Raw genomic sequence first — 14,777 nt, 5'->3', positions numbered from 1 at the left:
CATGGCAGCGGTTACACTCAAGAATGTCGTCAAGCGCTTCGGCGTCTTCGAGATCGTTCACGGCGCGAACATCGACGTCAATGACGGCGAATTCGTCGTCTTCGTCGGCCCTTCCGGCTGCGGAAAATCCACGCTGCTGAGGATGATCGCCGGGCTCGAGGACATCAGCGGCGGCGAGATCGCCATCGGCGGCAAACTGGTGAACGATGTCGAGCCGGCCGACCGCGGCATCGCCATGGTGTTCCAGTCCTACGCGCTCTATCCGCATATGAGCGTCGAGCAGAATCTGAGCTTCGGGCTGAGGATGAACGGCAACCCGAAAGCCGACACCGAGCGGCGGGTGAAGCGGGCCTCCGAAATCCTGCGCATCGCCGAGCTGATGAAGCGGCGCCCGCGGCAATTGTCGGGCGGCCAGCGCCAGCGCGTCGCTATCGGCCGCGCCATCGTGCGCGAGCCGCAAGTGTTCCTGTTCGACGAGCCGCTGAGCAATCTCGACGCCGAGCTCAGGGTGCAGATGCGGGTCGAGATCTCGCGCCTGCACAAGGAGCTCGGCGTCACCATGATCTATGTGACGCACGACCAGACCGAAGCGATGACGCTGGCCGACAGGATCGTGGTGCTCAACGCCGGCAATATCGAGCAGATCGGCGCGCCGCTCGATCTCTATGACGACCCCGCCAACCGCTTCGTCGCCGGTTTCGTCGGCTCGCCGAAGATGAATTTTATGGCGGCGAACGTGGTCGGAAACGACGACGGCGCAATAACCGTCGAACTCGCCAACCATTGTGGCGCCAAACTGCGGAAGCCGCTTTCGGGTGCCCCGCCTGCGGTCGGTGCCGAGGTCGTGCTCGGCGTCCGGCCGGAGCATTTCTTCGAGGCCGGCGAAGGCGATTGCGACATTGCTGTCAAGGCCGACGTCGCCGAGCACCTCGGATCGGTGAGCTACATCTATGCCAATGCCGGGCCAGAGGAACTGATTATCGAGCGCGAGGCATCGCGGCAGCGGGCGAATGGCGACCACATGGCGGTGTCGATCAAGGCCGGCCGGTCGCTTCTCTTCGACAAATCAGGTGCACGCATTCGCTAATGCATGTCGCCCAAAAGCATGCCCTCGGGCGTGAACCGAGGATGCGCAGCGGTTTGGGACAACGACATGCACAAAACTAAGACACGCAATTTTTCTTTTACCAACTCGCGACGCCGAGGCGTCCCCAAGGAGATTTGAAATGACGTCCGAACCACGAAAGATCCACTGGGGCATTCTCGGGCCCGGCACCATCGCCAAGGCCTTTGCCGGCGGTGTGGCCCATTCGCATACCGGCACACTGGTTGCGCTCGGCGCACGCAATCCCGGCAAATCAGGCCTTGCCGATAACTTCCCCGGTGCCCGCATCCTCGACGGCTACGAGGCTCTGCTCGCGGATCCGGACGTCGATGCGGTCTGTATTTCGACACCTCACCCGAGCCACGCCGAATGGGCGATCAGGGCGGCCGAGGCCGGAAAGCATGTGCTTTGCGAAAAGCCGATGGGGCTGACCGCCTTCGAGGCGGACGCGATGATCCATGCAGCGCGCAAGGCCGGCACCTTTCTCGGCGAAGCCTTCATGTACCGGCTGCATCCGCAGACGGCAAAGCTGGTCGAACTGATCAGGTCCGGCGCGATCGGCGAGGTGCGCATGGTGAAGTCGAGCTTCGGCTTCGCCATGCCTGATTTCATGCCGGAACACCGGCTCTACGCGAACGATCTCGCCGGCGGCGGCATTCTGGATGTCGGCGGCTATCCCGTTTCGATGGCGCGGCTGATTGCCGGGGCAGCATTGGGAAAACCCTTCGCCGAGCCGGACAAGGTGGCGGGTGCTGCACATCTTGGTCAGTCCGGCGTCGACGAATGGGCTTCGGCGCTGCTGCATTTTCCCAGCGGCATCGTCGCCGAAGTCTCCTGCGGCATTTCGCTGGCGCAGGACAATGTCCTGCGCATCCTTGGCACCAAGGGCCGCATCGAGGTCGCGGATTTCTGGTATGCGAGCGGCAGGGAAGGCGGCACCGGCGAGATTCGCATCATCCGTCCGGGCGGTGAGGAGGTGGTCGAGGTCAGGGAAGACCGCTGGCTCTACGCTTTCGAGGCCGACGCCGCCGGTGAGGCGATCGTGGCCGGAAAGCAGGAGTTTGCCTGGCCGGGCATGGGCTGGGCCGACAGCCTCGGCAATCTGCGCGTGCTCGACAAATGGCGTGCCGCCATCGGGCTCGAATACGAGATCGAGAAGCCCGAAAAACGCGTCAACACCATCTCCGGCCGGCGGCTGCGCTCCGGCGGTACCACCATCCCGAAGCGCGAAATTCCAGGCCTGCCGCCGCCGGCCTCGTGCCTGGCGCTCGGCTTCGAGGATTTTCGCACGTTCTCCTCGGGGATGATCCTGCTCGATGCCTATTTCGAAGCCGGCGGCAACGTCTTCGACACGGCCTTCATCTATGGCAGCGGCTACACCGAAACGCTGCTCGGCCAGTGGTTGAAGAACCGCGGCGTGCGTGAGCAATCTGTGGTCATCGGCAAGGGCGCGCACACCCCGCTCTGCTATCCCGATGTGATCGGCAAGCAGCTCACCCAGTCGCTCGACCGGCTGCAGACCGATCATGTCGACGTCTATTTCATGCACCGCGACGATCCGGACGTGCCGGTCGACGAATTCGTCGACGCAATGGACAGGGAGTTCAGGGCTGGCCGCATCCGCGGTCCGTTCGGCGGCTCGAACTGGACGAGGGAACGCATGGACGAGGCCATTGCCTATGCCGAGCGGACCGGCAAGCAAAAGCCTGGCGCGCTTTCGAACAATTTTTCGCTGGCCGAAATGCTGGTGCCGATCTGGCCGGGTTGCGTCACATCGTCGAGCGATGAATGGAAGGCCTGGCTGACCGCCCGGCAGATGCCCAATTTCGCCTGGTCGAGCCAGGGCCGGGGTTTCTTCACCGGTCGCGCCGGGCGCGACCAGCGCGACAATGAAGAGCTGGTCCGGGTCTGGTACTCGGAAAAAAATTTCGGCCGCCGCGACCAGGCGATCGAGCTCGCCAACAGGCTGGGCAAGAGCCCGATCCATGTCGCGCTCGCCTATGTCCTGGCCCAGCCGTTCCCGTCCGTCCCGCTGATCGGACCACGCACGCTCGACGAACTGGAGGACAGCCTGCAGGCGCTCGACATTGCGCTTTCGCCTGACGACATCGCGTGGCTGGATGGCGGTTCGGACCAGCATCCCGCGCGCCGCACGGGCTGAGCTTCCTTCCACCTTCTCCCCTTGTGGGAGAAGGTGGATCGGCGCGCAGCGCCGAGACGGAAGAGGGGTGCTGGACGGAGTGCCGTCGGTGCCAAGCTGGAGCACCCCTCATCCGTCGCCTTCGGCGACACGTTCTCCCACAAGGGGAGAAGGGAAGACGGGGCGGCGCAACGCTGCGGCTCTGCCCTACCTACCAGCTCACCTTCGGTCTGCGGTTCCAGTCGGTCATCCCGCAGAAATCAGCCTGTAACTCTCCTACTTTACTGCCAAGCGGCGACCGCGGCTCTCGCTGGCAAGATCGCTATTCTCAGCAGCATGTGTTTGTTTTAACTGAGCTTTCTATTTCTTGAAAAGCTTGTTGCTTTCCTACATACTTCGGAAACCGGCCGCGTGAGGCGAGCAGGCAAGCGATGCGCGAACATGGTAGAGGTCGAGTTCTACGAACTGCAGGGGAAAGATTCATGACCGAAGCTGAAGGCCATGTACGATTGACCTCGGGCGACGAACCCGATGGGCGCGATCATGTCAGGCGCATCCCCGACATCATCTCGCTGGTCAAGGACTCTTACGGTGAATTGCGCCCGGCGGAGCGGCGCGTCGCCGATGTCGTGCTCGACGATGTCAGATTCGCGGTCGACGCTTCCAACGCAGCACTTGCCCAGCGCGCCCAGGTCAGCGAACCCACCGTGACCCGGTTCTGCCGGGCCATTGGCTGCGAGGGCGTGCGCGATTTCAAGCTGAAGCTGGCGCAGAGCCTCGTCGTCGGCGCGCTCTATCTGAGCAAGCCGCCGCCCACCAGCGGCGACAACGGCATGCCGTTCTGGAATGCCGTGTTCGGCGAAGCACGCCGGGCGCTGCAGGAGGCCGAACGGCAGCTTGATCCGGCACAGCTGGTGAAGGCGGCCGAGCTCATCGCCAAGGCGCGCCAGGTTACGGTGTTCGGCCTCGGCGGCAGCTCCTCGGCGCTGGCGCAGGAGACCCAGTACCGGCTGTTCCGCTACGGCATCACCGTCAGCGCCCAGTGCGACCCGTATCTGATGCGGATGACCGCCTCGACCTTGAAGCCCAGCGATCTGGTGATCGCCATTTCGGCGACCGGACGCACCCGCGAAGTGATCGAGGCCGTCGAACTGGCCAAGCACTACCGCGCCAACGCGATCGGCGTGACCGCGCCCGACACCGACCTTGCCCGCGCCTGCGACGTCAGGCTGACGGTGGCGGTGCCCGAATATCCCGACACGCTGAAGCCGACCGCCTCGCGGTTTGCCTTTCTGGCCGCGATCGACCTGATGGCGGTGGCGGCCGCCTACAAACTTGACGGCTCGGCTCGCGAAACGGTCCGCCGCATCAAATACAACGCCCAGATCCACAGGACGGGCAAAGAGATGGAGCCGCTGGGGGACTGAGAGGCGCGGCTCTCGTTCTCCCCTTGTGAAGGGCGGGCGAGGCCCGTGACTCGCCCCGGGCGGTGGATTGGCGCGTAGCGCCAAGCTGGAATACCCCTTGCATGTTCGGATTGCGGCTATTTGTGCAAGATAGCTGTACTCCCCGACGGATGGCCGTCCGCCGGGGAGTGGACGGATGGGACCGTACGCCCCTTGGTGTGAGCCGCGGATGAGCAAGGTCCATTCGTTCTCACATTGGTCCTGAACAGATGATGGGGAGCAAGTCCCGCATGCAAGGCAAGGTATTGTCCGAACCGAATGCGACGCCGCCAGTCTATGCCGGCATCGACGTGTGTAAAGAGTGGCTGGATGTCTACGTCCATCCGGCCGGCAAGAGCTTCCGCGTCGCCAATGACAGTGGCGGACTGCGGCGGCTGAAGCGCCTGCTCGGCGAGCTTGCGGTGAGGCGGGTGGTCCTGGAGGCGACGTCCAAATACCATCGGGCGGCGCAACGCTCGCTGCACGAGGCGGGATTGGCCGTGGCCGTCGTCAACCCGCTGCGCGCTCGGCTCTTTGCCGAAGCCTGCGGCCAGCTCGCCAAGACCGATAGGATCGACGCCAGGCTGCTGGCCTTGATGGGGGTCGCACTCGAACCGGCCGAGACGGTACCGGCTTCGCTTGCGATGGAAGCATTGCAGGAAATCGTCGGCGTGCGCGGTGCCGCCAGTGCCGAACGCACCGCGCTCATCAACCGCTTGGCGACACTCCAAAGCCCCTTTCTGCGCGCCGAACTCAAGCGCAGACTGCGGATGATCGAACGCCACCTCGTCCGTCTCGAAACCGAAACCGCTCGCCTGATCTCGGCCGACCCCGCCCTTGCCCGCCGCCACGCCATCTTGGTGTCGATCCCGGGCATTGGCCCGATCACGGCCACCGCGCTGCTGGTCGGTCTCGCCGAGATGGGCACGCTCAACGCCAAACAGGCGGCCATGCTGACCGGCCTCGCCCCCGTCGCCCACGACAGCGGGCCGCGTCAGGGCCGCCGTGCAATCAAAGGCGGACGCAAGGCTGTCAGAAACGTCCTCTACATGGCGGCGCTGTCGGCAAGCCGCTACAACAAGGACCTTGCCGCCTTCGCCGCACGCCTGCGCAACGCCGGAAAGGCCGCAAAGGTCATCCTCGTCGCCGTCATGCGAAAGCTCGTCGTCATGGCCAACGCACTCATCGCCCAAGACCGCTTCTGGAGCCCAATCGCCCCTTGACAACAAACACAGATGCTCATCCGTCGCCTTCGGCGACACCTTCTCCCACAAGGGGAGAAGGAAGACCGGGCGGCGGCGACTTGAAGGAGAAAAAACAGATGCTCGACATGGAACCATCGAAACAGGCGGCCACCTGGTTTTCCTCCCTCTCCCGCGCGCTCGAGACGGGCGACGCAGCGGCCGCGACCAACCTGTTCGTCGAGGATTGCTACTGGCGCGACCTGCTGACCTTCACCTGGAACATCAGGACGATGGAAGGCCGCGCGGCGATCCGCGACATGCTGGAAGCCACACTGGCTACGACCAAGCCGACTGCCTGGCAGCTCAGTGGCGAGGCAAGCTCGGACGAAGGCATCGTCGAGGCCTGGTTCACCTTCGAGACGTCATCGGCGTGGGGCCGGGGCATCATGCGCCTGCAGGACGGCCGATGCCGGACGCTGTTCACGGCGATGAGCGATCTTAAGGGTTTTGAGGAGCGCAAGGGGCCGGCGCGGCCGCTGGGTGTCCGCCACAAGGCCGATCCGGACCGCGAGACTTGGGCAGAGGCGAGGGCGCGCGAGATGCGTGATCTCGGCGCCGGCCAGCAGCCCTACTGCCTGGTCATCGGCGGCGGCCAGGGCGGCATCATGCTAGGTGCGCGGCTGCGGCAGCTCGGCGTGCCGGCCATCGTCATCGAGAAGAACGCTCAAGCCGGCGATTCCTGGCGCAACCGCTATCGCTCGCTCGTGCTGCACGACCCGGTCTGGTACGACCATCTGCCCTACATCCCGTTTCCGGAAAACTGGCCGGTGTTCACGCCCAAGGACAAGATGGGCGACTGGTTGGAAATGTACACGCGCGTCATGGAGCTCAATTACTGGACCTCCACGACATGCGTCCGCGCGTCCTACGACGAAGCCGAAAAAATCTGGACGGTCGAGGTCGATCGCGCCGGCGAGCGCATCACGCTCAAACCCAGGCACATCGTCTTCGCAACCGGCGCCTATGGCCCGCCGAGGCAGATCGACCTACCGGGCGCCACGGCGTTCCAGGGCGAGATCCTGCATTCCAGCCAGTATTCCAGCGGCGAAAAATTCCGTGGCAAGGCGGTCGCCGTCATCGGCGCGGCAAGCTCGGGCCACGATGTCGCCGTCGATCTCTGGGAGAGCGGCGCTGAGGTGACCATGATCCAGCGCTCGCCGACGACGGTGGTCAAATCCGACACGCTGATGGAGGTCGGCTTCGAGATTTTTTCGGAGAAGGCGCTGGCCCGCGGCATCACCACCGAGAAGGCCGACATGATCGTCGCCTCGACGCCGTTCGCGCTGCTGCCGCAAAGCCAGCGGACGCTCTACGGCGTGATCAAGGCGCGCGACGCGGCCTTCTACGACCGCTTGCGCGGCGCCGGCTTCGCCATCGATTTCGGCGACGACGAGACCGGGCTGCTGATGAAGGCCTACCGCACCGGCTCGGGCTACTACATCGACGTAGGCGCCTCAGATCTGATCATCGACGGCGAGATCGGCGTCCGCAGCGGCGTCGAGATCAAGTCGCTGACGCCGACTGGGATCCTGTTCGACGACGGCACCGAACTGGCGGCCGACGCGATCATCTCCTGCACCGGCTATCAGTCGATGAACGAGACCGTGGCGGTGATCGTCTCGCGCGAGGTCGCCGACAAGGTCGGCCCGTGCTGGGGGCTCGGCTCGGGCACCAGAGGCGACCCAGGCCCATGGCAAGGTGAATTGCGCAACATGTGGAAGCCGACGGCGCAGGAAACACTATGGTTCCACGGCGGCAATCTCGCACTGTCGCGTTTTTACTCGAAATTCGTCGCGCTGCAGATCAAGGCGCGCATGGAAGGCGTTGCGACGCCGGTTTATGGGGCGCCGGGGTGAAGCTGTGATCTCCCCCCTTGAGGGGGAGATGCCAAGTTCTGGCAAAGAGGGCAGGCCAAAGGGGGTCGCCGCATGTCGAGCGCCAACCTCCATCCGTTGCAAGGCGAGCCCGGTCGAACCGACCCCCTCTGTCGCCTTCGGCGAACATCTCCCCCTCAAGGGCCCTCAAGGGGGGAGATCACCCACGCCCGAAATGCCGGACAGCAACATCGACATGCGTCTCGTGCGCATGCGCTTCGAAGCGTTCGGTATCGCCAAAATCGTTAGCCGCCTCGTTCGGCCACCAGATGCCGCCAATCACAATGCCGTCCGAGACCAGCCTCTGCTCGGCGACCAGCGAGGCGCCGACCGCATCGACGAAGGTGAAACTGCCCGGGCGCAGCCGCAGCACCGCGATGTCGCCGACGGCACCGACTGCCAGCGCGCCAAGCTCGGGCCTTGCGATCGCCTCGGCCGGCCGCTGTGTTGCCGCGCGCAAAACCTCGACCAGCGGCATGCCGAGCGCCAGCAGTTTCGACATGCACACCAGAATGTCGAAGGCCGGTCCGTCGACGCAGTAGAGATGCACGTCGCTGCTGATCACATCAGGCGCCAGCCCCTCCTTGAGCATCGCTTTGGCGACCTCGAAATCGAACGAGCCCATGCCGTGGCCGATATCGAAGATGACGCCGCGCTCGCGCGCCAGCCGCATGTCGGGCCGCACCGCGCCGGATGCGAAGATCGGCGCGTTGGGAAACGGCCGGAAGCAATGGGTGAGAATATCGCCCTTGCGCAGGCGCGGCAGCACTTCCGAGCGGCCCGGCGGCGGCTCGTCGATATGCGCCATCAGCGGCAGGCCGGCCTGGTCGGCGGCCTCGAGCGCCAGATCGACCGGCGCGATGCCGCTGCTGCCGCCGGCATGGCGACCCGAGCGGACTTTTACGCCGACAATCATGTCTGCGTGCTCGCGCACCGCCGCCACCGTCTCGCGCGGTTCGCAGAGCCGGAGATCACTGCACTCGCCAACCGAAACGGTCTGCGAGAAGCCGAAAATCCCGGCAAAGGAAATGTTGACATAGGCCAGGATGCGGACTTTCGAGCGCTCGATGACATGGCGGCGAAAGCCGAGGAAGTTGCCGGCCCCAGCACTTCCCGCGTCGATGAACGTGGTGGTGCCGCTTTTTGCGGCGAGGCGGTCGGCATCGACGCCGAGCGAGGTGCCGCCCCAATAGACGTGGCTGTGCAGATCGATGAGGCCGGGCGCGACGATGGAGCCGGTGGCATCGATGACGCGCGCGGCGCGATCGAAGGGAATGTCGGCATCGATCGCGGCGATGCGGCCACCGGCGATGGCCAGATCGCGTTGCGCATCGAGGCCGGACGCCGGATCGATGAGGCGGCCGCCCTTCAGGAGGAGATCAAATTGCATCGGCGTCCGGCTCCGTTGTGTCTTTTCGTCAAACCGGTCTGTAGGCGACAGCCTCGACCTCGATCTTGATGTCGATCATCAGCCGCGACTCGACGGTTGTCCGCGCCGGCGGATCCTTTGCAAAATGCCTGGCATAAACGGCATTGAAGGCGCCGAAGTCGCGCGCGTCCTCGAGCCAGACTGTCGTCTTGACCACGTCGTCCATGGTGCAGCCGGCCAGCGCCAGGGCTGCCTGCACATTCGAAAGTACCTGCTCGGTCTGTTCTACGATACCGCCCATGACCACCACGCCGTCGCTGCCAACCGGCACCTGGCCCGAGATATAGACCATATCGCCGGCCCGGACTGCCGGCGACAGCGGCACATGCGATGTTCCAAAACACTGCTTGGGCAAGGTCTGTTCTCCTTCAAAAAGCATTGGTGCGTTGCCGTGCTGTCCGGCAATCGCCGCGAAGCTCCGCGCGGGCTCTTCGCTGCGCCGGTTTGCCCGTTCCCGGCGGAAGGCTATGCCTCCCGGCGATTCTCATACAGGCCGTGTTGGAAAGCAACATTTTTTAGAATTCATGTTGCTTTATTACAGGAGCATCGGAGGTGTGAGCGGAGTGCCGAAACTGCCGATCTCCCCCCAAGTGGGAGATGTCCGGCAGGACAGACGGGGCGCTGTCCCGCCGACGCCCCGAAAGGTTCCGCTCGACAGCAGCATTTGGAAGGGACCCTAAGAGTTTTTGCTTCGCCCTGGGAGGGAAGCGGCCCAATGCTCCCGCCAAGCCAGTCACCGATCAATCCGCGTCGACAGGATGATCGAAGACGATGTCCGCTCGACCCCGTCCATCGCGCCGATCTGGTCGAGAAGCGTGTCGAGATCCCTGATCGACGGCGCGTCGACGATGACGATCATGTCGAAATTGCCGCTCACCGAATGCAGCGTCCGCACCGGCGGCAGCGCCTGCAGGCTGCGCACCACCTTGTCGGCGAGCTTGGGCGTGACGGTGAGCAGGACATGCGCCCGCACCAGTCCCTGTTCGTAATCCGGCGAAAGCCTGACGCCATAGCCGGTGATGATGCCGCGCTGCTCCAGCCGCTCGATCCGGCTCTGCACCGTTGTCCGCGACACGCCCAGCCGCCGCGCCAGCTCGGCTGTCGAGGCGCGCGCATTCACGCGCAGCAGGGAGAGCAGGGCCTGTTCGGCGTTGCTAAGCACTTTCGACGAACCTCATCGGCATACTGAGCAATCTGACACTTCGTTTCGAACAATTCCACGCTTCCTTTCGACAGGCAAGCTGCGATTCTATCGTCTTGAGCAAATGTAAGGCGAGGGAACCGGTCATGAAGAAAATCATAGTTGTCGGCGCCGGCAAGATCGGCTCGACCATCGCCGAGATGCTGGCGTCCACGGGCGACTATCAGGTCACCCTCGTCGACCGCTCGGCCGCACAGCTCAGCGCAGCCGAATTGCCTGCCACGGTCGAGACGCTGGAACTCGACATCGAAGCCGCCGGAACGCTCGAAGCGGCCCTGGCCGGCAAGTTCGCGGTGCTCAGCGCAGCGCCCTTCCATCTGACCACGCGCATCGCCGAAGCGGCGGCCAGCGCCGGCGTGCATTATCTCGACCTGACCGAGGACGTCGTCGCGACCCGACGCGTCAAGCAACTGGCGCGCTCCGCCAACAGCGCCTTCATCCCGCAATGCGGGCTGGCGCCGGGTTTCATCTCGATCGTCGCCAACGATCTCGCCAGCCGCTTCGACACGCTGGAGAGCGTGCGCATGCGGGTTGGGGCGCTGCCGCAGTACCCCTCGAATGCGCTGAACTACAATCTGACCTGGAGCACGGACGGCGTCATCAACGAATATTGCGAGCCTTGCGAGGCGATCGTCGAAGGCGAACTGATCGAAGTGCCGCCGTTGGAGGAGCGCGAGGAATTCTCGCTCGACGGCGTCACCTACGAGGCGTTCAACACGTCCGGAGGGCTCGGCACTCTGGCCGAAACGCTGAAGGGCAAGGTGCGCACGCTGAACTATCGCACCATCCGCTACCCTGGCCACGCCGCGATCATGAAGGCGCTGCTCAACGATCTCGGCCTGCGCCACCGCCGCGACGTGCTGAAGGACATTTTTGAGAGCGCCCTGCCGGCAACGCTGCAGGACGTGGTCATCGTCTTCGTCACCGTCAGCGGCCGCAAGAACGGCCGCCTGCTGCAGGAGACCTACGCCAACAAGATCTATGCCAGGCGTGTCGGCGATACGGTGCGTAGCGCCATCCAGATCACCACGGGCTCAGCCATCTGCGCGGTGCTCGACATGCTGGCCGACGGCACCTTGCCGGCGAAGGGTTTCATCAAGCAGGAGGACATCGCGCTCGATGCCTTCCTTGCCAACCGCTTCGGCCACGCCTATGCGCAGCACGAGATGGTTAGCCGGCTGGCGGGGTGAGCTGTGTAATCTCCCCCCTCGAGGGGGAGATGTCGCCGAAGGCGACAGAGGGGGTCGCCTCGCGTAGAGCGCTAACCTCCATCTGTCGCAAGGGAGGTCGCATCCAGTCGAACCGACCCCCTCTGGCCTGCCGGCCATCTCCCCCTCAAGGGGGGAGATCACCTGCCCTCAAACATGCAGCGCGTGCCCAAGCGCCTTCAGCGCGGCTTCCTGAAAACCCTCGCCTTGTGTCGGATGTGCATGGATGGTGCCGGCGATGTCCTCCAGCCGCGCGCCCATCTCCAGCGCCAGGCCGAACGCCGCCGACAGTTCCGACACGCCCTGGCCGACCGCCTGGATGCCGAGCACCAGATGGTTGTCCGCGCGGGCAACAACCCGGACAAATCCATCTTCACCCATTTTGGTCATTGCCCGGCCATTGGCGGCAAAAGGAAACAGCCCGACCTTGATCTCACCGCCGAGCCCCTTTGCCTCCTCCGGCGACAGGCCTGCGGTGACCAGTTCCGGATCGGTGAAGCAGATGGCGGGAATGCAGCGTTTGTCCCAGCTGCGCTTGTGGCCGGCGACGATCTCGGCGACCATTTCGCCTTGCGCCATCGCCCGGTGCGCCAGCATCGGCTCGCCGGTGACGTCGCCAATGGCAAAGATGCCGCGCATCGAGGTGCGGCACTGGTCGTCGATGCGGATGAATTTCCCCGCCATGTCGAGGTCGATCTGCTCCAGCCCCCAGTCTTCGATCACCGGCTTGCGCCCGACGGTGACCAGAATCCTGTCGGCAGCGATCTTGCCATTCTTGCCGGTGGCCGTCTCGATCAGCAGCGCATCGCGCTTGGTCGACAACCCCTTGGCCTTGGCGTTCACGAGCACCTCGATGCCGAGCTCAGTGAGCCGTTTCACCACCGGCCGGGTCAGTTCGGCATCATACTGCGCCAGTACGCGCGGCAAAGCCTCGACCACGGTCACCCTGGCGCCCATCTTGGCGAAGGCGATGCCGAGCTCGAGCCCGATATAGCCGCCACCAACGACGGCAAGCCTTTCCGGCACTTCGCTCAGCCCCAGCGCTTCGGTGGACGAGATCACCGGCCCACCGAACGGCAGTGACGGCAGCTCGACCGACGCCGAGCCGGTGGCGATCACCACCGTCTCGGCGCGGACGACCTGTGTACCGGTCTCTGTCTCGACCTCGACAGTCTTGCCGTCACGGAATTTCGCCCAGCCATGCACGGTCTTGACCCCGGCCCTCTTGAGCAGGCCGGCGACGCCGCTGTTCAGCCGGCTAACAATGCCGTCCTTCCAGGCGACGGTCGTTTCGAGATCAATGGATGGTGTTGCGACTGAAATGCCAAGCGGGCTCTTGCCGCCGGCCATGTGCGACGCCTTTTCGAACTCTTCGGCCGCATGGATCAGCGCCTTGGACGGAATGCAGCCGACATTGAGGCAGGTTCCGCCCGGCTTGCCGAACTCGACGATAACCGTATCGATGCCGAGCTGGCCGGCGCGGATGGCACAGACATAGCCGCCGGGCCCGGCGCCGATGACGAGCAGCTTGCAGGATATTTCCTTCATGTCGATATGCTCTTTTTGGCGAAGAAAGGCCCCGTCATCCGGCCGCTTCGCGGCCACCTTCTCCCCACCGGGGAGAAGAGGCTGGCGCCGGCGCTGGAGACCTCCTCTCCCCTCGGGGAGAGGGTGGCCGTAGCGAAGCGGAGGCCGGGTGAGGGGGCCTTTGCGACCGTTCTCATCTCATCAATCCACAAAAATCAGCGCCGGGGTTTCCAGCAGCGTCTTGATCCGTTGAATAAACACTGCGGCATCCCAGCCGTCGATCACCCGGTGGTCGAAGCTGGAGGACAGGTTCATCATCTTGCGCGGAATAAATTGGGTGCCGTCCCATACCGGCCGCACCATCATCTTGTTGACGCCGAGGATCGCCACTTCCGGATGATTGATCACCGGCGTCGTCGCCACGCCGCCCATGGCGCCGAGCGAGGTGATGGTGATGGTCGATCCCGAGAGCTCGTCGCGCGTCGCAGTGCCGGATCTGGCCGCCTCAGCGAGCCGGTTGAGCTCGGCGGCGCAGTCCCAGATGTCGCGCGCCTCGGCGTGCTTGACCACCGGCACCACCAGCCCAGAAGGCGTCTGCGCGGCGATGCCGACATGGACGCCGCCATGCTGGTGGACGATGCCGCCCTCGTCATCGAACAGCGCGTTGATATTGGGCTGGTCGGCGATCGCCTTGACCATCGCCCGCATCAGGAACGGCAGCAGCGTCAGCTTCGGCCTTTCCGCGCCGCTGCGCTTCTCCTTGTTGAGCGCCGCGCGCAAATCCTCGAGCGCAGTAACGTCGATCTCCTCGACATAGGTGATGTGCGGGATGCGAGACTTGGCCAGCGTCATCTTCTCGGCGATCTTTCGCCTGAGCCCGAGGATCTTGATGTCTTCGACGGCCTCGTTGCGGGCGAGGCCGGAGACCTTCGCAAGTTGCGGTCCGCGTGCCAGGAAGGCGTCGATGTCCTCATGCTGGACACGTCCGGCCGGGCCGCTGCCCGCTACCTGCCGAAGGTCGACGCCAGCCTCTTTTGCCCTGAGGCGGATGGCCGGCGACGCCAGCGGCTTTTCGCCTTCGGGACGCGGCGCGGCGACGGGCGCAGTACTACCACCGACCGCAGTACCCCCACCCCTAGCCCCTCCCCACAAGGGGGAGGGGGATTCCGTCGCCATGGCAGATTCATCCTCACGCGCGGAGACTTTTGCGGACGGGCGCGCGACAGATTTGGCATCAGCCTTGGGAGCCGAAGCGCGTCCCCCTCCCCCTTGTGGGGAGGGGCTAGGGGTGGGGGTAGCGCCGGTAGCTTTCGCCTCACCCTCTAACGATGTCGTACCCTCCCCCACATTGCCCTCGCCGGCCACTTTCAACCTGACGATGGGCGAACCGATCGCCACCGTGTCGCCGATCTCGGCGCCCAGCCAGAGGATCTCGCCATCGACCGGCGAGGGAATCTCGACCGTCGCCTTGTCGGTCATCACGGCGGCCAGCACCGCGTCCTCGCGCACGAGATCGCCGACCTTGACCTGCCATTCGACGAGCTCGGCCTCGGCGACGCCTTCGCCGACATCGGGCAGCTTGATCACATATTCGCCCATCGTCG

The 14,777-nt window shown here is 64.6% G+C and carries 11 protein-coding genes; 6 read left to right on the top strand and 5 right to left on the bottom strand.

Going from position 1 to position 14,777, the window contains the following annotated elements; all coding sequences use genetic code 11:
* The first annotated feature begins 1 nt into the window (after nucleotide 1).
* The 5 genes from AC0NIE_RS05010 (at nucleotide 2) to AC0NIE_RS04990 (ending at nucleotide 7,790) form a co-directional block, all read left to right on the top strand.
* Nucleotides 2–1,087, top strand: coding sequence for an ABC transporter ATP-binding protein (locus AC0NIE_RS05010; RefSeq protein WP_473486000.1), 1,086 nt, complete (start codon nucleotides 2–4; stop codon nucleotides 1,085–1,087).
* A 139-nt stretch (nucleotides 1,088–1,226) separates the two neighbouring features.
* Nucleotides 1,227–3,266, top strand: a complete 2,040-nt coding sequence (locus tag AC0NIE_RS05005; RefSeq protein WP_473486001.1) for an aldo/keto reductase — start codon at nucleotides 1,227–1,229, stop codon at nucleotides 3,264–3,266.
* A 461-nt stretch (nucleotides 3,267–3,727) separates the two neighbouring features.
* Nucleotides 3,728–4,672: a MurR/RpiR family transcriptional regulator gene (locus AC0NIE_RS05000; RefSeq protein WP_473486002.1), complete on the top strand. Its 945-nt coding sequence runs from the start codon at nucleotides 3,728–3,730 to the stop codon at nucleotides 4,670–4,672.
* A gap of 269 nt (nucleotides 4,673–4,941) precedes the next feature.
* Entirely contained in the window at nucleotides 4,942–5,913 is a 972-nt protein-coding gene (locus tag AC0NIE_RS04995; protein WP_473490043.1) for an IS110 family RNA-guided transposase, read from the top strand.
* A gap of 98 nt (nucleotides 5,914–6,011) precedes the next feature.
* A complete protein-coding gene (locus tag AC0NIE_RS04990; RefSeq protein WP_473485814.1) occupies nucleotides 6,012–7,790 on the top strand; it encodes an NAD(P)-binding domain-containing protein in 1,779 nt (592 codons plus the stop codon).
* 178 nt (nucleotides 7,791–7,968) lie between these two features.
* Here the strand turns inward: AC0NIE_RS04990 and AC0NIE_RS04985 are convergent, their stop codons facing one another.
* The 3 genes from AC0NIE_RS04985 to AC0NIE_RS04975 all read right to left on the bottom strand — a co-directional run bounded on the left by AC0NIE_RS04985 (nucleotide 7,969) and on the right by AC0NIE_RS04975 (nucleotide 10,399).
* Nucleotides 7,969–9,198 carry an amidohydrolase/deacetylase family metallohydrolase gene (locus AC0NIE_RS04985; RefSeq protein ID WP_473485813.1) on the bottom strand — a complete coding sequence of 410 codons (1,230 nt, stop codon included), beginning with the start codon at nucleotides 9,196–9,198 and terminating at the stop codon, nucleotides 7,969–7,971.
* A gap of 28 nt (nucleotides 9,199–9,226) precedes the next feature.
* A complete protein-coding gene (locus AC0NIE_RS04980) occupies nucleotides 9,227–9,616 on the bottom strand; it encodes a RidA family protein (RefSeq protein WP_473485812.1) in 390 nt (129 codons plus the stop codon).
* Nucleotides 9,617–9,970: 354 nt separating this feature from the next.
* Nucleotides 9,971–10,399, bottom strand: coding sequence for an Lrp/AsnC family transcriptional regulator (locus AC0NIE_RS04975; RefSeq protein WP_455839200.1), 429 nt, complete (start codon nucleotides 10,397–10,399; stop codon nucleotides 9,971–9,973).
* Between the two features lie 125 nt (nucleotides 10,400–10,524).
* On the opposite strand from AC0NIE_RS04975, the gene AC0NIE_RS04970 reads away from it, so the two are divergent.
* A complete protein-coding gene (locus tag AC0NIE_RS04970) occupies nucleotides 10,525–11,628 on the top strand; it encodes a saccharopine dehydrogenase family protein (protein ID WP_473485811.1) in 1,104 nt (367 codons plus the stop codon).
* A gap of 168 nt (nucleotides 11,629–11,796) precedes the next feature.
* On the opposite strand, the gene lpdA is transcribed toward AC0NIE_RS04970, so the two are convergent.
* Together lpdA and AC0NIE_RS04960 are read right to left on the bottom strand one after the other, a co-directional pair.
* Nucleotides 11,797–13,194 (bottom strand): dihydrolipoyl dehydrogenase, encoded by a 1,398-nt coding sequence (lpdA, locus tag AC0NIE_RS04965; RefSeq protein WP_123148726.1) that lies wholly within the window; start codon nucleotides 13,192–13,194, stop codon nucleotides 11,797–11,799.
* A 180-nt stretch (nucleotides 13,195–13,374) separates the two neighbouring features.
* Complete coding sequence (locus AC0NIE_RS04960; protein ID WP_473485810.1) at nucleotides 13,375–14,772, bottom strand: dihydrolipoamide acetyltransferase family protein; 1,398 nt, start codon at nucleotides 14,770–14,772, stop codon at nucleotides 13,375–13,377.
* Nucleotides 14,773–14,777 lie beyond the last annotated feature (5 nt).

The organism is Mesorhizobium sp. WSM4842 (genome assembly GCF_055901575.1).
Note: the sequence above shows the minus strand (reverse complement) of the source record. Positions and strands in the feature narration are given on the sequence as shown.

What these genes read in the sequence shown, in the direction of transcription:
- AC0NIE_RS05010 (WP_473486000.1), top strand. Translation starts at nt 2, where the DNA reads ATGGCAGCGGTTACACTCAAGAATGTCGTCAAGCGCTTCGGCGTCTTC.
- AC0NIE_RS05005 (WP_473486001.1), top strand. Translation starts at nt 1,227, where the DNA reads ATGACGTCCGAACCACGAAAGATCCACTGGGGCATTCTCGGGCCCGGC.
- AC0NIE_RS05000 (WP_473486002.1), top strand. Translation starts at nt 3,728, where the DNA reads ATGACCGAAGCTGAAGGCCATGTACGATTGACCTCGGGCGACGAACCC.
- AC0NIE_RS04995 (WP_473490043.1), top strand. Translation starts at nt 4,942, where the DNA reads ATGCAAGGCAAGGTATTGTCCGAACCGAATGCGACGCCGCCAGTCTAT.
- AC0NIE_RS04990 (WP_473485814.1), top strand. Translation starts at nt 6,012, where the DNA reads ATGCTCGACATGGAACCATCGAAACAGGCGGCCACCTGGTTTTCCTCC.
- AC0NIE_RS04985 (WP_473485813.1), bottom strand. Translation starts at nt 9,198, where the DNA reads ATGCAATTTGATCTCCTCCTGAAGGGCGGCCGCCTCATCGATCCGGCG.
- AC0NIE_RS04980 (WP_473485812.1), bottom strand. Translation starts at nt 9,616, where the DNA reads ATGCTTTTTGAAGGAGAACAGACCTTGCCCAAGCAGTGTTTTGGAACA.
- AC0NIE_RS04970 (WP_473485811.1), top strand. Translation starts at nt 10,525, where the DNA reads ATGAAGAAAATCATAGTTGTCGGCGCCGGCAAGATCGGCTCGACCATC.
- lpdA (WP_123148726.1), bottom strand. Translation starts at nt 13,194, where the DNA reads ATGAAGGAAATATCCTGCAAGCTGCTCGTCATCGGCGCCGGGCCCGGC.
- AC0NIE_RS04960 (WP_473485810.1), bottom strand. Translation starts at nt 14,772, where the DNA reads ATGGGCGAATATGTGATCAAGCTGCCCGATGTCGGCGAAGGCGTCGCC.